Below are 21249 nucleotides of genomic sequence, written 5' to 3' on the forward strand. Positions count from 1 at the left end.
GGCCAGGTCGCCGCCAGATCGGGGCCGGGCCTCGACGCCATCAACGCGCGAGACATAGCCACCGACCGCATCGAGTACGAAGTCACCCACTGGCACCATGACGACGCATCACCAATCGACCGCGACTACCGGCCTGCTCAGGATCAGCGCACCGCACTTCTGCGCTGGGGCGGATGTCACCGGCGGGATCGTGTCCGGCACCATCGCGCCCATCATCAGCTACATGCGGGGATGGCAGATCGAGCGTGTGAGTGCCTATTGTCGCTTGAAGCGATGGGAGCTATTAGTTCGTGGCGCGGACCACGCGGACCACCACGCGGAAAACTCGCGGGGAAAAAAATTTTTAGGCGGCGAGTTCTCCTTACACAGAACCGCCGCCTCGACGTTTTGGTCAAAATACCTCGTTAGGTCGTCACCGATCCCAAAAATGGGTCCGGATCGATGTAGAAAATCCTTCTCGCACGCAACAGGACGTGCCCGAAGGTCCCGCTTTCGAGGGGGGCGCCAGCGGGCAGAGATGCCCCGCCCATGCGCGTTCTCACTTCGGAGGCTACGCGACACCGGACGAATGGCGCGCCTCTGTACGGGCTCCTAATCGCGTTTGGAGTGCGGTTGCAAATCGCGAGCGGCACCGCGTCGCCGCGCCTCGAAAGCGCAACTAAGCGACTACTTCTCACAGACTTGTGATCACGCGCGCGCTCGCAACCGCGCCAATCGAGACGCGGCGGACCGTGACGCGCGACGCTACAGCCGCGCCGCATGCGCTGATTCCCTCCTATCGATGGTGCCGAAGGCGCATAGCGAAACGGCCGAACAAACAAGCGCGGCCGTTCTTCCTATGCGTCGCGGCGTGCAACAGCCTTGCGAAGGTCTGCAATCAGCTTGGACTCGGGCACGTCGAATAGATCGCAGACGAGCGCGGCCGTGACGCTGATCAACTGCGGTTCAGCGTTCAGCCATTCGGTATCGTCGTTTGACGCAATCCAGGCCACGGCCGCGCGGTAGCTCGCCCTAATCATGCGGCTGGCCCCGATCGATTGAGGCGACGCAATCCAAGACCAGTTGCCAGTCATCCGAGCAAACCAGGTCGCGCGATTCGCCATTGGGTAGCGTCTCCGAGACGCAAAAACGCGCGTTGCTCGGAAACTCACGCTGCGATGGGTCGGGATGGTCGCACCATATCCGGAGGCAAAGCGCCGCGTTGTCGAATGACGGGCAAGCGTCATTGCGCCATGACGAGTCGACGAAACCCGCTGGCAAGGCGGGTAGGGTGTCGGCGGGGTAGCCGGGAAACTCGCGCGCGAGATCAGCCATGGGCTACACCTTGCAAGCGGCGGACAGCGGGAGTCCGCGTTTGAGCATGACGAAGAACGGCTCTTGCTCGTTCGGTCGGCGGACTAGCAGCGCGTCGTAACCCGCGCGTCCCGCTGGCATGCGGGAAAGCAGGTCGGCGGGTTTCCCCCAAACGCAAATGCGTTGCGCCTCTGTTGCGCCAGCGGGGACGGTTAGGAGCGCGAGCAAGGCCGCGCAAGCTAGACGTTTCATCCGGGTAGCCTCTCGACTAGGCCGCACCGCGCGGCCTTCTAACGCCGCAAGGCGGGTAAGCTTGCGCTACCCGCCGTGATGCAATGTGGGGACGTTCTAGGCGTGTTTGCGTCGCCGCGCCGTATGCCTCCGGACTTCGCTAGGCGAGTACCAAACGACCATGCCGAACGTTCCGCGCCATGCGTGACCGGCTGACACCGCGTCCGACTCGGCTTGCCGTAGCGCCTCGCTCGTTTGAATGTCCGCCGACAACAGCCGCAAGCCTTCCGGCTCATTGGCTAGGGCAGACTCCAAATCCGAGCGGCGAACGTTGCCGTAGCCGTTCGCAATGGCCCAATCGCAGAACGTCTTAGACGCTGCATCCCACTTCGCGCGCGCGCGCTCGCAAATCTTGCGGTGTGACAGTCCCATAGCTTTCAGCCTTTCACGCCATGCGCGTAAACGATCGTCAGGTTTCTGCCGTGTCTGTCTCGAATGCAGACATGAGCGCTGTCACCTTCGAACCACCATGCACCACCCGCACGATCGAACGCCTTCCGCCAGCGATACGGCAAAGCAGCGCGTACCGCGTCGTTATCGGGACGGTAGGGGACTCCCGCTTCATAGCAGCCGACCAAACCGGCTTGCTTGGCGGGGACGGTGCAGCCTTTGAAGCCTTCGCCATTAATCCGGAACGTGATCATGCGATGCACACCTTTCCGGCCTCCGTGTAGAAGAGATCAACAGACGAGTAGCGGCAAGCGTCGCTCAACTTGTCGCCGATATCGCCGAGTCCGCGGTCCCAAAAGCCGCAACCGTGGCCGTTGCGCGTGTACCAGTAATCATTTCCAGCGCGGTCCGCGTCATAGTGACCGGACTCGTATGCCGCTTCTAACAGCGCCTCATTGTCCCGTTGGAACGCGGCGCAATCGCTGATGATATCGGCGAGCGCGTCCGCCGATAGATCGTCAAAGCCGGTATCCCCCGGAATGGTCCCATCGGCGCAACCGTCCTCTTGAGCCTTGCGGCACTTCTCACTGTGCCATTCGTCCGAGTCGTAAGCGGGGCTTGTCTCAGTGAAAAACATTGCCTCGATATAGCCGCGCGTGAACTGGTCCAGCTTCTCAAAGGCGCGGTAATCGTCAACGTTCAGGATAAATTCAGGCATCTGCCGCGCTCCTCAAATGTCAGTCTTGGCAATGCGCGCGGCCAATTCGTCACACTCTTGCATGACGCTGGCGCGGTGCTTTTCGATCGCAGCGGCCGTGTGTGCCTTAGCGTCGATTGCGTTCAGCACGTCCCACATAGCCTTGCTCGCCTGCTCCGAGCGGCGGAAAGCGCCGTCAATCTCAGTGCGGGAAAGCACAGTTCCGAAAATGTCAAAGATCACGAAACGGAAGCCACGCTTTGAGTTTTCGAAGTTGAGCGAGTCGCTAGTGACGATCGCGAACAACAGCCCGTTATCGACAACGCGGGCAGAGATGATGCGCGACTTATGGAAACGGAGCGTTTCCGGATCAACGTAGTGGGTCCGACCCTGCAGGTTGCGTTGCGCGTTCACGGTCGGATTGTGGGAAGCGGTTTCAAAAAGCTTGATCATTGTGACTAGTCCTGATTGCGAAACTGATTGGGGGGAAGTCGAGAGGGGAAGGGCTGATCAAACGTCCCATGCGGCGTGAGACGCGAAGGCGTCCCGAATGTCCGCGCGCTCTTGCCGTGCTCGCCCAATGCTTTCGAGCAAATCAGCAACCGCACCGCGCAACGCTTTGCAGGTAGCCGGACCGAACGAGCGCATGCGGGGCTTTAGTTCAGCGATCAAGGCGAGGCATTGCTTACGCTCGCCGCTGATCTCGTCTCCGAGATCGTCGAAACGAGCGCGCGCGCTGATGACGCGCTGAAAGTCGCGTTGCGCTTCCGCGTAGCGTTCCGCCAATTGGTCCGCCCAAAGCGCGGCCGTGGTTTCATCGTCTGTTGTGTCGAAAGAGACGATTGCGGGACCATCGTTGTATGGGTCCGCGATACCAGCAACTAGCAGCGCGCGGCCCTTGCGCGAGGGCATGCGGTACACGACGCCTTGCGCCTTTTCGCCCATGCCTTCGTCATCAAGAAACCATCCCGTGTGACGAATGGAGCGCGGCGCGATATGTTGCGCGTAGCCGACAAAGCGGAGTCCGTATTGGTCGGGAGTCTCAATCCAGCGGCAGAAATCCCCGCCGACCTTGAAAGGCGCGCCAATGGTCGCGGCGGGGATGAAAGAGGTATAGCCGACGCAAGAGGTATTGCCCGTTTCGAGCGCGTAGCGCGCGCGGCTGATAGCCAAACCCGGCTTAATGCCGTTGCCGCGCTGCTTACGGTATTCGTTCAAAAGCTTGCCGTTCATTGCTCGCGCTCCTCTTAGTTCGAAAGAGCAGCGGCGAGCGCGGCGAGCGCGCGGACTGTGCGACGCTCCGTCTCTGCGGCAATGATCGCGCGGCGGAAGCCTTTGAACTCTGTGCGGGTGATGCGGCCTTCCTTGAGCGCGCGGCGATAGAAGGTGATTTGGCTTTCGTTGGGCTGGCGCATTGTGGCTTTCCTCTCGTCTTGTCGGCGGACGGTCCGCCGCTGTCCGTCAGTAGCCATACAATGCGGCGGACCGTCAAACGGTTTCGACGGCGGAAAAGCGGACGGCGGGGGATGTGACCGGCTTAAGACCGCTCATTATTGTAGAAGAAAGCGGTTTTTGCGGAATAGCTGCGCTATATCAGTGGCTTAGACGGATTGATCCGAGCCGCGTTGATCGCGCTCGAATAGCAGTGCAAGGCGCGCGAATACAGCGTGTAACTCCACGCAACCCATTGATATAACTGCTCTATCTGCGCTGATTGGCGCGGCCGCGGCGCGCTCGCTTGTGAGGGCATTGCACGCGCTGATTGCAGTGGAAGCGGAACTCAAGAGTTCGAAACAGCATCATTCTTCTGCGCAAGGTCATGTTCCTAGCATGAAGCCACTGTTTGTGCGCTGCACAAAGGCTTTTGGGTCCTTCCGGGGGCCTCCCTCATGCGGGTGACGCGCGACCACCGGATTTTGGCAGATATAAAATTTCAAAAGTGGGTTTTTGTTCTCCGAAGGGTTGCAGGAAGGGGTTCCGGGGCACCGCCGATAACATGGAGTTCGCGATATTTGTCCGCGAAAAATGGCGTTTTATCCGTTTTCTGTCCGTTGAACGTCGAAGGGATGCCGAAACAGCCTCGAAAGAAACAATACGGCGTAAGACCGTATAACTCCCAACGGAGCGTTCCACTCATGATCGTCATCGGCATCAAGGGCTTCATCGGCGCTGGCAAGTCCACGGCTGCCGATTACCTCGTTGCGCGTCACGGCTTCATCCGTGGCCGGTTCGCGGGAGCGCTCAAGGAAATGCTCCGCGCTCTGCTGCTCTATCGCGGCTGCGACCGCGTGACGGCCGAGCGCATGATCGACGGGGACCTCAAGGAGGTGCCGTCCGAATGGCTCAATGGGAAGAGCCCGCGCCACGCCATGGAGGGCCTTGGCGGTCCCTGGGGGCGCGAGTGGATGTCGCCGGACCTCTGGATCGCAACCGAGACCGACAAGCTCTGGCACACGCAGCCCTCGCGCGTCGTGTTCGAGGATGTCCGCCATGCGAATGAGGGCGAGGCCATCGACCGGATGGAGGGGCGCGTCATCGAGATCACCCGACCCGGCTTGGTGCCCCAAAACCAGCCGACCGAGCGCGCGCAGGCGGGTGTCACGGCGCACGAATACATCGTCAACGAGATCGGTCGGATCAATGAGACGTACCGGAAGCTCGACGACCTGGTCCACCGGCTGATCATGAAGCACGACGGCCTGCCCCCGATGCAGATGCAGCCGTTCTGGCCGTGAGATGGGCAAGGTCGTCAACCGCCAAGAGCTTGCGGACATCTTCGGCTACTCGCTGCCGACGATCTCCGCATGGGTCGAGAACGGAATGCCGGTCAAGTCTCACGGGGGCAGGGGGAAGCAGTTCGAGTTCGATACTGAAGACGTGCTGAAGTGGCTGCTCGCGCGCGAGCGGGCAGAGCGCAAGGCTCACACCGCCGCCACGCTCAAGGAAGGCGGCGAGGACATCACGATCGACAAGGCGCGTCTGCGCAGCGAGATCGCGAAAGCCAAGCTGTCCGAGTTGCAGTTGGCGAAAGAGATGGAGCTTGTCCGTCCGATCGCCATGGTCGCGAAGGTGCTCTCAAATGAGATCGCGAACGCGCGCGCTCGACTGCTCGGCATCCCCTCCAAGATACGGCCTGCAATCCAACTCGAAGTTGGCGCGCCGGAAGGCACGAAGAAGCTGGTCAATGAGGTTGAGCGCCTGATCCTCGAAGCGCTCACCGAAATCAAATCCTACGCAGACGAGCCGGTCGAGGAAGAGCCTCACGCTGAGCCGTCGTCAGATCACAACGAGCCGACCGATGACGAGTGAGTTCAAGCCTTCGTGGATGAAATGGCCGCCGAATAGCTGCGAAGTTTGCACCGGCTGGGAAAAGCAGGACGACTGGATTGGGGTGTGTCGGCGCGCGGAGTCCATCCATTGCGGCGAGCGCACCGACGCGCGCCAGCGCTGCTTTGAATACAAGCGCAAGCCGGACGCCTGATGACCGCAGCCGTTGCCGTTGTCGATGAATTTCATGAGGACAGCGCGTATGAAGCCCGGCTTCGTGCGCAGGTCCGAGAGATCATCGCGCAGAGCTTCAGTCCGCCGCCGAAGCTGACCGTCTCCGAATGGGCGGACGAATACCGCGTGCTTTCTCCGGAGGCGTCCTCCGAGCCCGGCAAGTGGTCCACTGCGCGCGTCGAGCCGTCGCGCGGCATCATGGACGCCTTCGCCGATCCCGAGATCGAGATCATCACTTGCATGGTCGCGGCTCAGACGGTGAAGACCGAAGTCATCAACAACGTGGCTGGCTTCCACGTCCACCTCGATCCATGCCCGATGCTGATCCTGCAACCGACGTTGCAGATGGCAGAGGCATACTCGAAGGATCGTCTCGCGCCGATGATCCGGGACACGCCTGCGCTCGCGGCGAAGCTCGGCAACAGCGCGCGGGACTCCGAAGACACGATCCTCCACAAGAAGTATGCGGGTGGCCATATCACGATGGCGGGTGCGAACTCGCCTGCCTCGCTCGCTTCGCGTCCCATCCGCATCCTGCTCTGCGACGAAGTCGATCGCTATGAGGCAAGCGCAGGCAAGGAAGGCGATCCCGTCTCGCTGGCAATCGAGCGAACCACGACCTTCTGGAATCGCAAGATCGCGCTCGTCTCGACGCCCACCATCAAGGGCGCATCGCGCATCGAGTCGTCTTATGAGGAGAGTGATCAGCGCCGCTTCTTCGTGCCCTGCCCGAAGTGCGGCCATCTGCAACATCTGCGGTGGGCGCAAGTCCGGTGGGACGACAACGATCCCATGTCGGCGCGCTATCATTGCGAGTTCAGCGACTCCGAGACGGGCGAGCTTTGCGACTACGGATGGAGCGAAGCCGAGCGCCTGAAGGCTATTGCGAAGGGCGTCTGGATCGCGACCCGGCCGGAAGTGAAGGGGCACGCGGGCTTCCATCTCAACCGCATCGCGTCGCCGTGGCGGGCGCTTGGGGAGATGGCGCGCGACTTCGTTTTGGTCAAGAAGCATCCCGAGCGGCTGAAGACTTGGGTGAATACGCGCCTCGCGGAGACCTGGGAAGAGCGCGGCGAGCGCGCCAACCCCGAGTCGATCTATGCGCGGCGGGAGGAGTATGACGCCTCGGTGATCCTGCCGGGTAGCGTCGGCTGCGTTACCGCGTCGGTGGACATTCAAGATGATCGCGCTGAGATCGAGTGGTGCGGGTGGGGACAGGACGACGAGTCGTGGTCGCTCGACTACAAAGTCTTCTATGGCGCACCCAACTCACCCGGCTTTTGGGAGGTGGTCGATAACGCCTTGATGCGAACGTTCAAGCATCCGGCGGGCGTCGAAATGCGTGTAGAAGCGGCCTGCATCGACTCGGGCGGCTCATTCACGCAGCACGTCTACAACTTCGTTCGGCCGCGCATCGCGCGCAGGGTCTACGCGATTAAGGGTGCCGGTGGACCCGGCCGCCCGATCTGGCCTGTGAAGGGCACCGTCAACAAGGCGAAGAACGTCACCGTCTTCGTGCTCGGTGTCGATCAAGCCAAGGACATGCACTACAAGCGCCTCGAAATCAAAGAGCCCGGCCCCGCATACTGCCATTACCCGAAGCTCGAAAACTATGACAAGAAATTCTTCGAGGGGCTGACTGCGGAGAAGGCCATTCTAAAGACCGATCGGCGCGGCTTCGTCACCAAAGAATGGCATAAGGTCCATCAGCGCAACGAACCGCTCGATCTGCGCGTCTACAACATCGCAGCGCGCCTCTCGCTGGGCATCAACATGGAGCGCCGCTTGATGGCCTTGCGGATGGCAGCGGCGAACGCCATGAACGCGGCCCCCCGGCCGACCCAGGCGGCCGAGCAGCCCGTCCAGGCGGCTCCCCAGGCCCTTCCTGGCCGTCGTCGGGTTCGCAGCCGTGGCGTTGAAAGTTAATCGATGTCCGGCTAGATGGAACTCATGATGACCGGAGACGATGTTCGCGATGCCCGCGTGAAGCTGGGCGAGATGTGGAAGCCGGGCGGCGATCCGCTGACGGCCCAAGAGCTTGTCCGCGCGCTCGGTCTCTCCGAGAAGCACGGTGCCGACCATGTCTACAACATGGAAAAGGGCAAGACGGCGGTGTCAGGCACGATCGAAATGCTTCTGCGCATCTATCTCGCCGGTGGCGTGCCTCCAGATGATGTCGTGATCTTCAGGGACCGCCTGAAGCGAGCGCGCTAAGGGAGATCGGAACGATCTCTTTCGGCTGAGCCATGTCCCTTAGCTTCGGGGCATGGCAAAGACCGTCGAAGAGCAGCTTGAAGAGACCCTGAACTCGATCAACTCGGTCGAGAAGAACGGGCAGCGCTACACGATCAAGGATCGTGAGCTTTGGCGCGCCGATCTGCGGCAGCTCGATCAGCGTGCTCAGCGTCTCGAAAAGCAGGCCGCGCGTGAGAAGCGCGGCGGCGTTCGTATCCAGCGGGTGATCCCGCTGTGATCAAGCCCGTCGCACCGACCTTCATGGACCGCTTTCTGGCGGGCGTCGCTCCCAACTTCGCGACGCGCCGCTACCACGCGCGGCTCTCGCTCAACTACATGGGCCAGTACGCCGGTGCGCGCTCGAACAGGGCGGCGCTGAAGGCGTGGAAGACGCATCCCGGTTCGGCCGACTCCGACACGCTGGGCGACCTCCCGGCGTTGCGCAGCCGCTCGCGCGATCTCGGGCGCAACAACCCGATCGCCACCGGCGCGAAGCAGACCTCGAAGAGCAACGTGGTCGGGCCGGGCCTCCGCGTGCGCGCGAAGCTGAACCCCAAGCTTGTCGGCCTCACTCCGGAGGCGGCCGAGTTGTGGGAGCGTAAGGCCGAGACGCTGTTCGATTTGTGGGCTGCGTCGAAGCTCTGCGACATCACGCTCACGCAGAACTTCTATGAGCTTCAGGGACTCGTTTTCAACACTGTCTTCGAGTCCGGCGACACGTTCTGCCTGCGTCGCGTTCCGAAGCGCCCCAACGCGATCCTGCCGCTCGCGCTTAATATCATCGAGGCCGACCGCGTCGCCACCCCGAGCGAGCTTCAGGGCGACTATCTGATCCGCGATGGCGTCAAAATCGACGAAGATGGCGCTCCGGTCAGCTATTTCGTGCTCAATGAGCATCCCGGCGAGCGCCAGACGTTCACGGTCAACGGCTATCAGGAAATCCCGGCCTTCGGAGCGAAGTCCGGCGAACAGATGGTGCTCCATATCTTCGAGCGCCAGCGCCCCGGCCTGAACCGTGGCATTCCGCAGCTTGCTCCGGTCATCGAAATCCTGAAGCAGCTCGATCGCTACAGCGAAGCCGAGTTGATGAAGGCTGTAGTGTCGTCGTTCTTCACCGTCTTCCTGAAGACTGCGGGCGACGACGGCCTGGCCGGGGCGACCCCCGGCTTCCCCGGCATGGGCGCGAACGACGTGACGATGGGGCCGGGCACCATCGTTGATATAGGCACCGACGAAGACATTCAGACCGCTCAGCCCGCCAACACGGCGAACTTCGATCCGTTCTTTCAATCGGTCGTTCGCCAGATCGGCGTTGCGCTCTCGATCCCGTTCGAACTGCTCATGATGCACTTTACGGCGAGCTACAGCGCGTCGAGGGCATCGCTGGAAATGGCCGCGCAGTTCTTCCGCGACCGTAGGACGTGGCTTGTTCGCAACTTCTGCGCGCCCGTTTACGAGTGGTTCCTGACTGATGCCATCAACGCGGGCCTGATCGACGCTCCCGGCTTCTTCAACGATCCGGTGAAGCGCGCGGCGTGGCTCGGCGCTCAGTGGATCGGCCCGGCCCGGATCATCCTCGACCCGCTTAAGGAATGGAAGGCCGAGACCGAAGCCGTGAACCTGGGCGCTCGCACGATCGAGGCCGTGATCATCGAGCGCGGCGGCGACGACTTCGAGCAGACCACGGCTCAGCGCGCTCGCGAGCATACCGCGCGCGCAGCGGCGAAGCTCGAACCCGAAATCCTCGCCCCGTCCGGCATGGGCTCGCAAGTCAAGGAAGACGTGAGCGCAGAGCCGGACGACGACGAGCCCTCGAAGCCGAAGAAGCCCGAGAAGAAGCAATGACCTTGAACGTCCGCAACCCGCTGATCTTCGACGCCGCGCTCACCGCCGATTGGGCGATGGACGAAGCTGCGCTTCGGCAGATCATGGAGATCGCCGCGCGCGAGCAACAGCTTACGCCGCAGATGCTCGAAGCCTATCGGGGGCAAGAGCTTGAGCGCGCCGATCGCGCGACCCGTCGTGGCAACGTCGCCGTGATCGACGTGGCAGGTCCCCTGTTCAAGCGCGCCAACCTGATGACTTCGTACTGCGGCGCGACCGCATACGAGACCGTCCGCCGCGATCTTCAGGCTGCAATGGACAACACCTCGATCACGGCGATCCTGCTCAACATCCATTCGCCGGGAGGTGAGGCCGCTGGCGTTGCGGAGCTTGCCAGTGCGATCCATGCCGTGCGCGGCCGTAAGCGCATCGTCTCCTATGCGGGCGATCAGGCGGCCTCCGCAGCGTTCTGGGTGGGCGTCGCCGGTGACGAGTTTCTGATCGGCCCGACCGCCGCGCTCGGCTCGATGGGCGTCGTGGCGGGCTATCGCGATACGTCCGCGCAGGACGCGGCGCGCGGCATCAAGACGATCGAGTTCGTGTCGTCGCAGTCGCCCTACAAGCGCGTGGACATCAACACTCAGGAAGGCCGCGACCGTGTCCAGGCGCGCGTCGATGCCATGGCCGCCGTGTTCGTCGAGACCGTCGCTCAGTATCGCGGTGTGAGCGTCGAGCACGCTCTTGCTCACTTCGGACAGGGCGATGTTCTGATCGGCAAGGCGGCGGTGGACGCCGGCATGGCCGATGGCATCGCCACGTTCGAACAGGTTCTCGCGAGCTTGTCTCGCGGCGAAAGTCCGAAGGCTTCCTTCGGTTTTAACCCGGCCGCGAAAGGCCAAGTTGGAGAAGTCGAGATGACCGAAGAAGAGAAGGCCGCCGCCGCGCAGGCGGAAGCCACGGCCAAGGCGGAAGCCGAAGCCAAGGCGAAGGCCGAAGCCGAAGCGAAGGCCGCCGCTGCCGCTGCCGAGACCGTCGATGCCGCTGCGGAGGCTCGCGCAGGCGAGCGCAAGCGCGTTACCGACATCATGGGCCTGACCCTGCCGGGCTATGAGGACGCCGCCGCAAAGGCGATCGAAACGGGCTCTTCGGCCCATGAGTTCTCGGCCATGATCATTGCTGCGGAGAAGGCCAAGCGCACCACGCGCGCCGCTGACATCAAGTCGGATACCGAAGCCAACGCTGGCGTCGCTCCGTCGAGTGGTCAGGAACAGGCGAAGGGTGACGAAGCCGCCGCGAACGCAATTCTCGGCGCGATGAAGCTCGCGACCGGCAAGTAAGGAGCCTCAACGTGGCGAAGTTTGCTAACGAAGGTGAGTTCGTCCCCAACCAGTGGGCGCTCGGACACACTCGCGCTCGCGTCGTGACCATCAAGGCCGGTGCGGGCAAGCTCGATGCAGCGACCGTGCTCGGCATGATCACCGCCGACACGAAGTACATCAAGTCCGTCAAGGCGGCGAACGATGGTTCGCAGGTCCCCGACGCGATCCTCGCCGATGCCGTCGATGCTACCAGCGCCGACGTTCAGGCGGTCGTCTACATCGCTGGCGAGTTCGATCAGGACAAGCTGATCCTCGGCGCCGGTCACACCCTCGGGTCGGTGGATGCGGTCTTCCGCACGAAGTCGATCTGGCTCGTCAAGCCCATGGGCTAACCGAGACAACCACGAAAAAGCAACGGGAAGCCCTGACTATGGACCTCTTTTCGACCACCGCACTCAACCGTGTTGTCGAGGAACTGCCGCTCAACCCGGCGTTCTTCCTCAACACGTTCTTCACCGCGATCGAGACTTCGGACACCGAAGACGTGAAGTTCGACAAGGTGAAGGGCCGCCGGCTGATCTCGCCGCTCGTCTCCCCGATCGTCGCTGGCAAGGTTGTCCGCGAGGCGGGTTACAAGACGCAGTCGCTCGCACCGGCCTACATCAAGGACAAGCGCGTCTTCAAGCCCTCGGGCCAGTTCAAGCGTCGCGCTGGCGAGAAGATCGGCGGCACCCTGAGCCCCGAGCAGCGCCTTGCCGCCTCGGTCGGCTTCGCCGTCAGCGAGCAGTTGGATATGTGGGTCCGCCGCCTCGAAGTCATGTCGGCCGAAGTCCTGCGCACCGGCAAGCTCGTGCTGAAGGGCGACGACTATCCGGAGCAGATTGTGGACTTCGAGCGCGAGCCCGAACTGTCCATCGTCCTGACCGGCAACGATCAGTGGACGAACGCCGCCGTCAACCCGCTCGACGACATCGAGGAGTGGGGTCAGATGATCTTCGACGCCTCCGCGCTGACCTGCCGTGACGTGTTCATGGCGAGCGACGTGTGGAAGGCCGTGCGCGCGAAGATGGCGGGTCCGGACAGCGACGCGGTTGCGAAGTCGATGCGCCTTCAGATCGACCTCACCGCCGCGACCCTCGAGTCCGCCCGTGCCGCGCTCGGCCCGATGCTGATCACCCCCGGCGTGCGTCTCGTTGCCGTGTTCGGCGACTATCGTCTGTGGGTCCACGCGGACAAATACGTCGATCCGCTCGACGGCGTCGAGAAGGAAGTGCTCCCGGCCGGTGAAGTCGTCATGGCTTCGCGCGAGATCGAGGGCGTGCGTCACTTCGGCGCGATCATGGACCTGAAGGCCGGTATCCAGCCCCGCGACTTCTTCGTGAAGTCCTGGGAGGAGGAAGACCCGAGCGTTCGCTACATCCTCGGTCAGTCCGCTCCGCTGATCACGCCCTACCGCGTGAACGGCACCCTGGGCGCGAAGGTGAAGTAATGCCGGTCTATCTCGGCCGCGTAACGATCAAGCGTAACGGGCGGTATGTGCCGCCCGGTACGCCGATCGAACTGACGGCGGACGAAGCGAAAGCCCTCGGGCCTGCTCGCGTCGTTCTCGCGCCGGACCACGTCTCGGCCCCCGTGGTTGCTACCGCACTGGCGACTTCCCTCGCCGGTCTCGAATCCGCCGGTGGAGTCCCCGGCGACGCGCCGTCCTCTGCTGAAGCCCCTCCCGACTCTCGGCAGAAGGACGGCGCGAGCAATCGCATCGTGGACATCGCATCCGCTATCGACCTGCTCGATGAGAAGCACGACTTCGTCAAGACCGGCAAGCGTGCGGGCAAGCCGAAGCAGAAGCCGATCGAGGACATCGTTGGCTTCGATGTCACGGACGCCGATATCGACCACGCCTTGGCTCTGCGCGAGTCCGGTGTCTGATGTCCGTCGAGTCCGACGACGACCTGCTGACCTTTCTCAACCCCGACGAGTTCGGGGTTGAGGCCGTTTATGTATCCCGAGACTCGGCCATCGAGCCCAAGCCGGTCGTCGGTATCTTCGACGACGAAGGCAGCAACTGGAATCCGAGCCGTTGGAGCGGCACGGAGTATCAGTTGCAGATGGGCGCGAGCGTCACGTCATCCGGCCCGACGTTTCTCTGCCGCACGTCCGATCTGCTCAAGGGCGGTCGGAAGGGCGAGAAGCTGACCATCAAGGGGCAGGAATATCGGATCGAGGACAAGCGGCCGGACGGCTCCGGCCTGTCCATGCTCTTGTTGATGGCGAACGACTGACATGCCCCATCCGCGCAAGCGCATCCGCCAAGCATTCTGCAACCGGCTTGCTGAGCAGGTCGGCGATAGCTATCGCACGCGAGCGCAGACGCGCGTCTATGGCAGCCGCTTGGCTCCGGTGAGCGAGGAAGAGTTGAAAGAGGATGGCCCTGCCATCCTCGTCTATGCGCGCATGGAAAAGTACAACGTCGAGAAGAGCTACGGGATCGAAGGCGACGCGACGTACTTGGAACGCGAACTGACCATCGTCACCGAAGCCATGCTGCTCGCCGGGACGACCGTCGATGACGCGCTCGACGACATCGCCGAAGAGATGGAAGCGGCCTTCGAGGGGTTCGTGATCCCCGGCTTCGAGTCGGCGCGCATCCGGCTGACCGAGTCCGACATCGACGTAATCACGGACCAGGTCAAGCGCCCGGTCGGCGCAATCGGCCTCGTTTGGCAGGTCATGTATCGCACCGAATGGCGCCCGCGAGCGACGGCCGACGACATCGACGCCGACATGGCGGATTTCCTGGCGGGCAAGTAGTCATGGTCAAGTTTCTCCGCGACCCCGCGAGCACCGGCGGCGTGTCCGATCCGGAAGCGGCCGACATCGATCGGCGCGCGCAGGATGTCGTCAAGTTCGGCAAGATCAAAGAGGTGGACTACAAGCGGAAGCCCCCGGCGTATCGCGTCCTGATCGGTGACGAGAAGGACGAAGACAACCATATCATCACGGATTGGCTCCCGGCCGGCGGCATGCGCGCGAAGGGCGACCGCGAGACGCATTTCCTTGAGAATGACGAAAAAGTCGTGCTGCTCGCGGAAGGCGGCGAGCTTGCGACCGCGCAGGTCTATCCGGCGGGAACGTACACGCCCGACAACGAAGACGAGAAAGAGACGACCGACAAGGCGGGCGTCTGGCGCAAAATCTTCGCGAAGCCGAAGAGCAAGGATGGTCAGGGCGGCGAGGGCGGTCAAGGCGACGGGGGTGGAGAGGGCGGCCAAGGCGGTCAGCAAGGCGAGGAAGAAATCCTCGGAGAGATCAGCTATGACCGCAACACCGGCGATTGGCTGATCAAAGGCATCAAGGATAAGGGCTCGATCACGCTCGAAGGCTCGGGCTGCAAGATCGTCATGAAGGACGGCACGATCACGCTCAAGGCGAAGAACGTCGTCGTCGAGGCGGACGACAAGTTCGAGTCCAAGACGAAGCAATCTCTGCACACGGCTGACGCATTCAAGACGATCGGCAAGACGTACCTTGGCCTCGAAGACAAGGGGGACACGCCCCAGGACAAGGTTGTCACCGAAGCCGGACCGGCGAAGCAGACCTTCGCCAAGGTCGGATAAGAGGCGACTGGATCAGGCTGTAAGCGGCTGTGCCAACGCGGCACGGTGCGCTTTATGGCGACCATCGATCTCACCACCGGCAAGCCGCTCGAAGGCATTGACGATGTCTGGCAGTCGATCGCGACCATCCTGAGCACGACTCTCAAGTCGCTCGTGATGGCTCGCGATTTCGGCTCGAAGATGCCGCGCCTCGTTGACCGCGCCGTGTCGCAGGTCACGGTGATCGAGTTCTACGCGGCCGTGCCGGAAGCGATCAACCGCAAGAATCCCGAGTCCTTGATGGCTGAAGAGCCGCGCTTCCGCATCATCCAAATGGAGCTTGCCGACATGACCGATGGAGGCAACGCCGTCTTCGACATCGAGGGCATTTATTACCCCCGTGGTCATCTTGGCGACTTTTCGGAGGCGCGTGACGCGCGCGGTCGAGTCGTTCTCTCGGACAACATGATCGTTGGGAGCTACGTCTAATGGACGCCCCGCTCCCGAACTTCCCGCTGCCCGTTATTGAGCGTGAGCCCGAGTTCAAGACGCTCTTGGATGCTCGCATTGCGCAGATGCGTGGCCTGCTCCAAACCGCTGGTCTCGATTGGGATACGTGGATGCTGCGGTCGGACCCGATCAACAACTTCTGCCGCCATGCCGCCTATGGCGATCTGCTCTACGTCACGTCGCTCAACGACACCTTCCGCGCGACGCTGATCGACTTCGGCCAAGGCGCTGACCTGATCGCGCAGGCGAGCGATTGGGAGTTGACGCCCGCCGAAGGCGAGGCGATCGACGATCTTCGCCGGCGGCTCCGTGAGCGCAAGAAGGGGCAGGGCGGGTTCACCGACAACTGGTACAAGCGCTATGCGTTCGCCGCCGATCCTCTCCGCGTGGCCGACGTTGGCGTGACCGGGGACGCAATGGGCGGCGTCAAGGTCTCGATTCTGTCCACGGAAGGTGATGGCGTCGCGAGCCCCGAACTGCTCGATCTCGTCAACGTGGCGCTGAACAAGCCCAACGTGCTCGGAGACAACGACCACGTCGAGGTTGTCCCCGCCGTGATCCGCGTCGTCAACGTCGAGGCAGACATCTGGCTGTTGCCAGAAGCCCCAAGCGATGAGTTGCAGAAGGCAGAGGATCGGCTGCGCAGCGAGTTCGCGGCGGCCCGCCGCCTGGGTTGGGACTTCACCGCGGATTTCGTCATCGCAGCGCTGCGCACGACGGGCGTCCGCCGGATCGTGATGATCTCGCCGTCCGCCGACGACTATACGCGCGCGGAGCCGAATGAGGCGGTGGCGCTTGGCACGGTCAAGCTCAACTTCAAGGGTCGGGCATACTGATGACCGACCTGATCGACATCGTACCGCGCAACTCGACCCCGCTTCAGCGGTCCGTCGTCTCGACCATCGACTCTCGCTCGCGCTTCAAGGCGTTGGTGCAGTCGATCGTTGACGTGCGCTATCTCGATACGATCCCGTCCGACATCCTGCCGTGGCTGTTGCGCCATTGGGGCCTTGAGGACGCCGCTGCGTTCGTTGCAGATCATCAGCGGCTCTACAAGGAAGGCAAGCGGTGGCAGACGCTCCGTGGCCGCGTGGAAGCCTATGACGTCGTCTTCGATTGGCTCGGCCTTCAGGGGCTCTATGAGCGCGGCGACCATAAGGCCGTGTGCTGGGGCTTATTTCAGGTCGGGCTCACGGAGCGGCCTGACCAAGACACGCTAATCAACCTGATCGGGCTGGCGAACCTCTCCAAGAAGTCGTCGAGCGTCTTGGGGCGCATCTACGGCGGCTATGACATCCGCCCGATGCGTCTCGACATGATGCGCCTCGATGGAGCGCTGCTCGACGATTGGTCCGGCGTGTATCTGCCCGGCATCAAGCCGAAGCTGTCGTTTGGCGCGCTGCACGGCGAGGCCATCGATTTCCACGTCGAGATGGACGGTGGTGTCTTCAACTCCGTCGAGGGCGTCGCCCGCTTCGAGGAAGGCTTCGTGCTCGATCGCTCGACGCTCGATGGCGAGATCGTCGAGCCGTCCGTGGTCTCGATCCAAGCCTCGCTTTCTGGCGAGCAGATCGACTTCGCGAACGAAGTGATGATGCCTTGGCCGCGCGCTCCGTGGCCGGGCGTCTCCTATTCAAACATGGAACAGTTTACGATCTACGGAGGACCCGATGGCACTTCTGGTTAATAGCGGGCGCGAAGGTCTCGCCGCTGCGCTGAAGTCTCGCACGATGTTTTTCGCGTGGGGACGCGGCGATTCGTGGTGGGGGAAGACCGACGTGAAGAACGTGACGTTTTCCGGTTCGCCGGAACGCTTCACGCTCGATCACGCGCCGGTCGCGTCGCTCGCGCTGAAGGACACCGGCAACGCGCTGACCTTCGAGACGCCGCGCGACTTCGCCTTCAATGCCAACACCGGCATCGTGACGCGCGTGAATGGCGGGCAGATCGCGCCGGGCGCGACGGTCCAGGCTCAGGTTCAATACGGCACGCCCGCCCTGGGGTCCGGTGAGACGGCTTTGGTCAACGAAGTTGGCCGTCGCATCGCGGCCTCGGTTGAGTTCGTCGTGCCTGACGACAACGGCAACATCAGCACGCCCGGCGGCGCGCGGTGGACGATCTCGACCGCAGCGACGCGGTACCTCTATTGCAGCGTGCTCTTCGACTACCTCGAAGCGGCTGACGAGACGATCCGCGAAGTCGGCATCTTCGTCGATGGCGCGCGCAAGCCGGGGGTGCCTGAAGGGCAACTGTACTTGACTCCCGATCAGGTCGCCGAACCGGGATACTTGCTCTTGCTCGACCGTTTCGCGGGCAAGGTTCGCTCCCCGAGCGAGCGGCAGGGATTCTCTTACGTTCTGGTGATCTGAAAATGGCAGACGCTCGCGACCAACTTCCGGCCTACATCAACACCTTCGACAAGACGAAGGGGTATCAGCGTCTCGCTGCGCACTATGATCGCTTCCTGACCAGCAATGAAATCAACGTCATTCAGGACATCGAGGCGAACCGGCTGAAGGGCGTCGCAGATGCGTTCTGGCGCGACGGCTCGTTGGTCAGCGGCGGCGCGATCGTGCTCGGGCCGAAGATCAACGGCACCGTCGAGGCTCAATTGGCGGCGGCCAAGGTCTACATTCGCGGCGCGGTGCATGAGATCGACGCCCGCAACATCGTGATCTCCGCAGTCGGCACGGTGGTCATCGGCATCCGCCTGCGCACCTTCACCGTCACGTATGAGCAGGACCCGACGCTCAAGGGCCTCGCCCCCGGAACGCGCGCTCAGGGCGAGCCCGGCGCGTCGGCCTTGGCGATGGTCGGCCGCTGGGGCTATGAGGGCGACGGCGAGGAAGGCGACTTCTTCCCGATCTATACGATCAAGGACGGCGAGATCGAGACCCCGAACGAGCCGGGGATGGATGACGCCTGGGTGAACCTGCTCGCGCGCTATGATCGCGAGGCGCATGGCGGCTATGTCGTGGAAGGGTTCGTCGTCAAGGCGCTCGGTCTCGACGAATCGAATAAGCAGGCGTTCTCGATCTCCGAAGGGACGATCAACGTCTACGGCTACAAGCGCACCCGGCCTGCTTCCGCGCGCCTCCGCATCGCTGAAGAGCCCGAGATCATGCTGCTCGATGACGAGCCGCACGCCGTCAACTCCGGCACGCAGACGATCAAGGTCCGCTTCGCCCCGATCGCCTCGATCGAGGAAGTCACCATCATCGCTGAGAAGACCGTGACCCTCACCCACGGGACCTATACCGGCGTGTCCGACGCGCTGCCCGACCCGACCGTCCTCTCGATCCGTCAGGTGAAGCAGGGCGCGACTGTCTATGCGCCGACCGCCGACTACAAGCTGACCGGCGCGGCCGTCGATTGGTCGCCGAGCGGTGCGGAGATCGCGCCCGGCTCGACCTATCAGGTCACGTACCGCTACCTGACCAACGCCGTTCCGACGAATATCAAGCGTGATAGCTTCGAAATCACCGGCGCGGCCGACGACACGACCGCCTTCGTCAAATACAAGACGAAGCTGCCGCGCTATGACGCCATCGTTGTCGATCAGATGGGCGTCATCTCCTATCTGAAGGGCATCAGCTCGCTCTACGCGCCGCAGCCCGCGACGGTCGCGCCGACTCTGCACAAGCTCGCGGATGTCTACAACAATTGGGGTCTCGTCCCGACCGTGAAGCAGGTCGCGACCATCCGCATGCCTTTCGCCGATCTGCGCAGCCTCGAAACGATGGTCAGCGATCTCTACGCGCTGGTTGCCGAAGAGCGGCTTCAACGTGACGTGGATCGCAAGGAAGTGTCCTCCAAGCGCGGCGTCTTCGTTGACCCGCTGCTCGACGACGACATGCGTGATCAGGGGCTTCCGCAGACCGGCGCGATCTTCGGTGGCCTGCTCTGGCTGCCGATCACCCCGACCGTCTCGATCATGCCCTTCAACGGCACGTCGCTCGCGTACACGGCCGAGAACGTGTTCGAGCAGCGGCAGATCACGGGCGAGTCCAAAATCAACCCTTACGCGTCGTTCGCTCCCCCGGCGACCGACGTTGCGCTCAATCCCTCGGTCGATCTTTGGACCGATACGCAGGACGTGTGGACCTCCGTGTTCACGTCGCGCGTGGCGTGGCAGCGCACCGGCTTCGCCGCTGGCCCGCTGATCGGCACCACGACCGAGACCACGGACCGCATCGTGAACAGCGTCACGCGGGCGGAAGAGACCATCCGGCAGCGCTCGGTCGGCTTTACGATCCATAAGTGGGGCTACAATGAAGTCCTGAAGAAGGTGACGTTCGATGACATCGACGTGACCCCGGCGGGCACCGTCCGCGCGGACGATCAGGGCACGCTCACGTCGGCCTTCCAAATCCCGGCAAACGTGCCGGTGGGTGTGAAGCACGTCGCGTTCGAGGGGATCGGCGGCTCGACGGCGAACGCGCTCTATACGGCTTATGGGTGGCTCACCACGGTCAATCATGAGCGCAACGTCATCACGACGTTCTGGTATAGTGCTGACCCGCTCGCGCAGACCTTCCGTCTCAGCGAGCCCCGGCAGGCGCTCGGAGTGGACGTGAAGTTCACGAAGGTCGGCGACAAGAGCAAGCCCGTTCGGCTTCAGATTCGCGAAGTCGAGCTTGGCATCCCGACCGAGCGCGTCGTTGCCGAGTCGATTATCGACATGAACACGGTGAAGGTCATCGATCCGCTGTCGGTGCAGCCGCGCGTCGAGAGCGATTGGACGTTCGCCGCGTTTGAGCGGCCGGTGACGCTGCGTGAAGATCGCAGCTACGCGATCACGCTGCTCACTGAGGACGCGACGCACTCGGTCGCTATCGCGGACCTGGGCGGGTTCGATCAGATCAACGGGTGGGTGACGAGCAACGCCTTCCCGCTCGGCACCTTCCTCGACGGCTCGGACTCGCGCACTTGGCTGCCCAAGCCGGGTCGGTCGCTGGGCTTCCGCCTGCGTTGCGCCAAGTTCGCCCCGACCTCGCGCACGATGGAGATCGGCGATCTGGCCGTCGCGAACTGCTCGGACCTGATGCCGCTGCTCGCGGCTGAGCGGCCGGAAGGCACCGCGATCGAGGTTGAGTTCGAGGCCCCGAACGGCACCAAGTACGTCACGTCCCCGGCGGTGAACATCTCGCTCCCGGCGGCGATCACCGGCACGCTGAAGGTGCGTCTCCGCGTCACCGGCACGGCCAATCTGTCGCCGCTCATGCTGCCCTTCTTGCAGGTCGTTGCGGGCGCGATCCAGGCAACCGGGACCTATGTCTCGCGCGCCTTCGAGGCGGGTGCGGACTCGAAGGTTCGGTTGATCCTCGACGTGTACCTGCCCTCGACCGCTTCTATGGCGGCCAACATTCAGACCGGCGAGAACGCGGGCCTCCCCGTTTGGTCGGCTTCGAATGCGCTGACTTTGGAGAAGGCGACCCCGCTGGGCGATGGATGGGAAGAGCGCCAGTACATGCTCGACCACGTCAACAGCGCAATCTCGCGGGTTCGGGTCGTGATCACTGGCGGTCCCGGCGCTCGGTCCAACGTTCGCAACATCCGCGCAGTCGCAGTCAAGTCCACCACGGGGGCGTAA

25 protein-coding genes are annotated in these 21249 nt (G+C 62.9%); 19 read left to right on the forward strand and 6 right to left on the reverse strand.

Annotated elements, in window-relative coordinates; all coding sequences use genetic code 11:
- Nucleotides 1–836: 836 nt before the first annotated feature.
- The 6 genes from BRAO375_RS21715 to BRAO375_RS38140 form a co-directional block, all read right to left on the reverse strand.
- The gene (locus BRAO375_RS21715; RefSeq protein ID WP_009029590.1) at nucleotides 837–1103 is read right to left on the reverse strand and encodes a hypothetical protein; all 267 of its coding nucleotides are present in this window, start codon (nucleotides 1101–1103) and stop codon (nucleotides 837–839) included.
- Between the two features lie 858 nt (nucleotides 1104–1961).
- Entirely contained in the window at nucleotides 1962–2228 is a 267-nt protein-coding gene (locus tag BRAO375_RS36470; protein ID WP_035641598.1) for a hypothetical protein, read from the reverse strand.
- Entirely contained in the window at nucleotides 2225–2692 is a 468-nt protein-coding gene (locus BRAO375_RS21735) for a hypothetical protein (protein WP_009029595.1), read from the reverse strand. The genes BRAO375_RS36470 and BRAO375_RS21735 overlap by 4 nt, the downstream gene beginning before the upstream one ends.
- 12 nt (nucleotides 2693–2704) lie before the next feature.
- On the reverse strand, nucleotides 2705–3124 hold the full coding sequence (locus tag BRAO375_RS21740) for a hypothetical protein (RefSeq protein WP_009029596.1): 420 nt from the start codon (nucleotides 3122–3124) through the stop codon (nucleotides 2705–2707).
- Nucleotides 3125–3181: 57 nt separating this feature from the next.
- On the reverse strand, nucleotides 3182–3904 hold the full coding sequence (locus tag BRAO375_RS21745) for a hypothetical protein (protein ID WP_009029597.1): 723 nt from the start codon (nucleotides 3902–3904) through the stop codon (nucleotides 3182–3184).
- 14 nt (nucleotides 3905–3918) lie between these two features.
- The gene (locus BRAO375_RS38140) at nucleotides 3919–4086 is read right to left on the reverse strand and encodes a hypothetical protein (RefSeq protein ID WP_009029598.1); all 168 of its coding nucleotides are present in this window, start codon (nucleotides 4084–4086) and stop codon (nucleotides 3919–3921) included.
- Between the two features lie 720 nt (nucleotides 4087–4806).
- Here BRAO375_RS38140 and BRAO375_RS21750 point away from each other — a divergent pair.
- From BRAO375_RS21750 to BRAO375_RS21840, 19 genes are all read left to right on the forward strand, one after another.
- Nucleotides 4807–5406 carry a deoxynucleotide monophosphate kinase (dNMP kinase) (DNK) gene (locus tag BRAO375_RS21750; RefSeq protein ID WP_009029599.1) on the forward strand — a complete coding sequence of 200 codons (600 nt, stop codon included), beginning with the start codon at nucleotides 4807–4809 and terminating at the stop codon, nucleotides 5404–5406.
- Nucleotide 5407: 1 nt separating this feature from the next.
- Entirely contained in the window at nucleotides 5408–5980 is a 573-nt protein-coding gene (locus tag BRAO375_RS21755) for a terminase small subunit (RefSeq protein WP_009029600.1), read from the forward strand.
- Nucleotides 5970–6152, forward strand: coding sequence for a hypothetical protein (locus tag BRAO375_RS21760; protein WP_035641600.1), 183 nt, complete (start codon nucleotides 5970–5972; stop codon nucleotides 6150–6152). Before BRAO375_RS21755 ends, BRAO375_RS21760 begins: the two co-directional genes overlap by 11 nt.
- Nucleotides 6152–8098, forward strand: coding sequence for a phage terminase large subunit family protein (locus tag BRAO375_RS21765; RefSeq protein ID WP_009029601.1), 1947 nt, complete (start codon nucleotides 6152–6154; stop codon nucleotides 8096–8098). Before BRAO375_RS21760 ends, BRAO375_RS21765 begins: the two co-directional genes overlap by 1 nt.
- A gap of 27 nt (nucleotides 8099–8125) precedes the next feature.
- Nucleotides 8126–8386, forward strand: a complete 261-nt coding sequence (locus tag BRAO375_RS21770; RefSeq protein WP_009029602.1) for a hypothetical protein — start codon at nucleotides 8126–8128, stop codon at nucleotides 8384–8386.
- A 52-nt stretch (nucleotides 8387–8438) separates the two neighbouring features.
- Nucleotides 8439–8645, forward strand: coding sequence for a DUF6148 family protein (locus BRAO375_RS21775; RefSeq protein ID WP_009029603.1), 207 nt, complete (start codon nucleotides 8439–8441; stop codon nucleotides 8643–8645).
- Nucleotides 8642–10252 carry a phage portal protein gene (locus BRAO375_RS21780; protein ID WP_244423235.1) on the forward strand — a complete coding sequence of 537 codons (1611 nt, stop codon included), beginning with the start codon at nucleotides 8642–8644 and terminating at the stop codon, nucleotides 10250–10252. The genes BRAO375_RS21775 and BRAO375_RS21780 overlap by 4 nt, the downstream gene beginning before the upstream one ends.
- Nucleotides 10253–10335: 83 nt before the next feature.
- A complete protein-coding gene (locus BRAO375_RS21785) occupies nucleotides 10336–11568 on the forward strand; it encodes a S49 family peptidase (RefSeq protein WP_244423236.1) in 1233 nt (410 codons plus the stop codon).
- Between the two features lie 11 nt (nucleotides 11569–11579).
- The gene (locus BRAO375_RS21790; RefSeq protein WP_009029606.1) at nucleotides 11580–11942 is read left to right on the forward strand and encodes a head decoration protein; all 363 of its coding nucleotides are present in this window, start codon (nucleotides 11580–11582) and stop codon (nucleotides 11940–11942) included.
- A gap of 38 nt (nucleotides 11943–11980) precedes the next feature.
- Complete coding sequence (locus BRAO375_RS21795) at nucleotides 11981–13039, forward strand: major capsid protein (RefSeq protein ID WP_009029607.1); 1059 nt, start codon at nucleotides 11981–11983, stop codon at nucleotides 13037–13039.
- On the forward strand, nucleotides 13039–13479 hold the full coding sequence (locus tag BRAO375_RS21800; protein ID WP_009029608.1) for a hypothetical protein: 441 nt from the start codon (nucleotides 13039–13041) through the stop codon (nucleotides 13477–13479). Before BRAO375_RS21795 ends, BRAO375_RS21800 begins: the two co-directional genes overlap by 1 nt.
- Complete coding sequence (locus BRAO375_RS21805) at nucleotides 13479–13832, forward strand: head-tail joining protein (protein ID WP_009029609.1); 354 nt, start codon at nucleotides 13479–13481, stop codon at nucleotides 13830–13832. The genes BRAO375_RS21800 and BRAO375_RS21805 overlap by 1 nt, the downstream gene beginning before the upstream one ends.
- Nucleotide 13833: 1 nt before the next feature.
- Nucleotides 13834–14361 carry a hypothetical protein gene (locus BRAO375_RS21810; protein ID WP_009029610.1) on the forward strand — a complete coding sequence of 176 codons (528 nt, stop codon included), beginning with the start codon at nucleotides 13834–13836 and terminating at the stop codon, nucleotides 14359–14361.
- Entirely contained in the window at nucleotides 14295–15167 is an 873-nt protein-coding gene (locus BRAO375_RS21815; RefSeq protein ID WP_244423237.1) for a hypothetical protein, read from the forward strand. Before BRAO375_RS21810 ends, BRAO375_RS21815 begins: the two co-directional genes overlap by 67 nt.
- A 54-nt stretch (nucleotides 15168–15221) precedes the next feature.
- Nucleotides 15222–15635, forward strand: a complete 414-nt coding sequence (locus tag BRAO375_RS21820; RefSeq protein ID WP_009029612.1) for a GPW/gp25 family protein — start codon at nucleotides 15222–15224, stop codon at nucleotides 15633–15635.
- Nucleotides 15635–16492: a baseplate J/gp47 family protein gene (locus tag BRAO375_RS21825; protein WP_009029613.1), complete on the forward strand. Its 858-nt coding sequence runs from the start codon at nucleotides 15635–15637 to the stop codon at nucleotides 16490–16492. Before BRAO375_RS21820 ends, BRAO375_RS21825 begins: the two co-directional genes overlap by 1 nt.
- Entirely contained in the window at nucleotides 16492–17343 is an 852-nt protein-coding gene (locus BRAO375_RS21830) for a phage tail protein (RefSeq protein ID WP_009029614.1), read from the forward strand. The genes BRAO375_RS21825 and BRAO375_RS21830 overlap by 1 nt, the downstream gene beginning before the upstream one ends.
- On the forward strand, nucleotides 17327–18025 hold the full coding sequence (locus tag BRAO375_RS21835; protein ID WP_009029615.1) for a BW3TFN family phage tail fiber component: 699 nt from the start codon (nucleotides 17327–17329) through the stop codon (nucleotides 18023–18025). The genes BRAO375_RS21830 and BRAO375_RS21835 overlap by 17 nt, the downstream gene beginning before the upstream one ends.
- 2 nt (nucleotides 18026–18027) lie before the next feature.
- On the forward strand, nucleotides 18028–21249 hold the full coding sequence (locus BRAO375_RS21840; RefSeq protein WP_009029616.1) for a DUF4815 domain-containing protein: 3222 nt from the start codon (nucleotides 18028–18030) through the stop codon (nucleotides 21247–21249).

The organism is Bradyrhizobium sp. ORS 375 (genome assembly GCF_000239775.1).
In the GTDB taxonomy this organism is placed as follows: domain Bacteria; phylum Pseudomonadota; class Alphaproteobacteria; order Rhizobiales; family Xanthobacteraceae; genus Bradyrhizobium.

What these genes read in the sequence shown, in the direction of transcription:
- BRAO375_RS21810 (WP_009029610.1), top strand. Translation starts at nt 13,834, where the DNA reads ATGCCCCATCCGCGCAAGCGCATCCGCCAAGCATTCTGCAACCGGCTT.
- BRAO375_RS21835 (WP_009029615.1), top strand. Translation starts at nt 17,327, where the DNA reads ATGGCACTTCTGGTTAATAGCGGGCGCGAAGGTCTCGCCGCTGCGCTG.
- BRAO375_RS21750 (WP_009029599.1), top strand. Translation starts at nt 4,807, where the DNA reads ATGATCGTCATCGGCATCAAGGGCTTCATCGGCGCTGGCAAGTCCACG.
- BRAO375_RS21820 (WP_009029612.1), top strand. Translation starts at nt 15,222, where the DNA reads ATGGCGACCATCGATCTCACCACCGGCAAGCCGCTCGAAGGCATTGAC.
- BRAO375_RS21760 (WP_035641600.1), top strand. Translation starts at nt 5,970, where the DNA reads ATGACGAGTGAGTTCAAGCCTTCGTGGATGAAATGGCCGCCGAATAGC.
- BRAO375_RS21800 (WP_009029608.1), top strand. Translation starts at nt 13,039, where the DNA reads ATGCCGGTCTATCTCGGCCGCGTAACGATCAAGCGTAACGGGCGGTAT.
- BRAO375_RS21830 (WP_009029614.1), top strand. Translation starts at nt 16,492, where the DNA reads ATGACCGACCTGATCGACATCGTACCGCGCAACTCGACCCCGCTTCAG.
- BRAO375_RS21745 (WP_009029597.1), bottom strand. Translation starts at nt 3,904, where the DNA reads ATGAACGGCAAGCTTTTGAACGAATACCGTAAGCAGCGCGGCAACGGC.
- BRAO375_RS21715 (WP_009029590.1), bottom strand. Translation starts at nt 1,103, where the DNA reads ATGGCGAATCGCGCGACCTGGTTTGCTCGGATGACTGGCAACTGGTCT.
- BRAO375_RS21775 (WP_009029603.1), top strand. Translation starts at nt 8,439, where the DNA reads ATGGCAAAGACCGTCGAAGAGCAGCTTGAAGAGACCCTGAACTCGATC.
- BRAO375_RS36470 (WP_035641598.1), bottom strand. Translation starts at nt 2,228, where the DNA reads ATGATCACGTTCCGGATTAATGGCGAAGGCTTCAAAGGCTGCACCGTC.
- BRAO375_RS21765 (WP_009029601.1), top strand. Translation starts at nt 6,152, where the DNA reads ATGACCGCAGCCGTTGCCGTTGTCGATGAATTTCATGAGGACAGCGCG.
- BRAO375_RS21735 (WP_009029595.1), bottom strand. Translation starts at nt 2,692, where the DNA reads ATGCCTGAATTTATCCTGAACGTTGACGATTACCGCGCCTTTGAGAAG.
- BRAO375_RS21815 (WP_244423237.1), top strand. Translation starts at nt 14,295, where the DNA reads ATGGCGCCCGCGAGCGACGGCCGACGACATCGACGCCGACATGGCGGA.
- BRAO375_RS21805 (WP_009029609.1), top strand. Translation starts at nt 13,479, where the DNA reads ATGTCCGTCGAGTCCGACGACGACCTGCTGACCTTTCTCAACCCCGAC.
- BRAO375_RS38140 (WP_009029598.1), bottom strand. Translation starts at nt 4,086, where the DNA reads ATGCGCCAGCCCAACGAAAGCCAAATCACCTTCTATCGCCGCGCGCTC.
- BRAO375_RS21825 (WP_009029613.1), top strand. Translation starts at nt 15,635, where the DNA reads ATGGACGCCCCGCTCCCGAACTTCCCGCTGCCCGTTATTGAGCGTGAG.
- BRAO375_RS21755 (WP_009029600.1), top strand. Translation starts at nt 5,408, where the DNA reads ATGGGCAAGGTCGTCAACCGCCAAGAGCTTGCGGACATCTTCGGCTAC.
- BRAO375_RS21795 (WP_009029607.1), top strand. Translation starts at nt 11,981, where the DNA reads ATGGACCTCTTTTCGACCACCGCACTCAACCGTGTTGTCGAGGAACTG.
- BRAO375_RS21840 (WP_009029616.1), top strand. Translation starts at nt 18,028, where the DNA reads ATGGCAGACGCTCGCGACCAACTTCCGGCCTACATCAACACCTTCGAC.
- BRAO375_RS21770 (WP_009029602.1), top strand. Translation starts at nt 8,126, where the DNA reads ATGACCGGAGACGATGTTCGCGATGCCCGCGTGAAGCTGGGCGAGATG.
- BRAO375_RS21740 (WP_009029596.1), bottom strand. Translation starts at nt 3,124, where the DNA reads ATGATCAAGCTTTTTGAAACCGCTTCCCACAATCCGACCGTGAACGCG.
- BRAO375_RS21785 (WP_244423236.1), top strand. Translation starts at nt 10,336, where the DNA reads ATGGAGATCGCCGCGCGCGAGCAACAGCTTACGCCGCAGATGCTCGAA.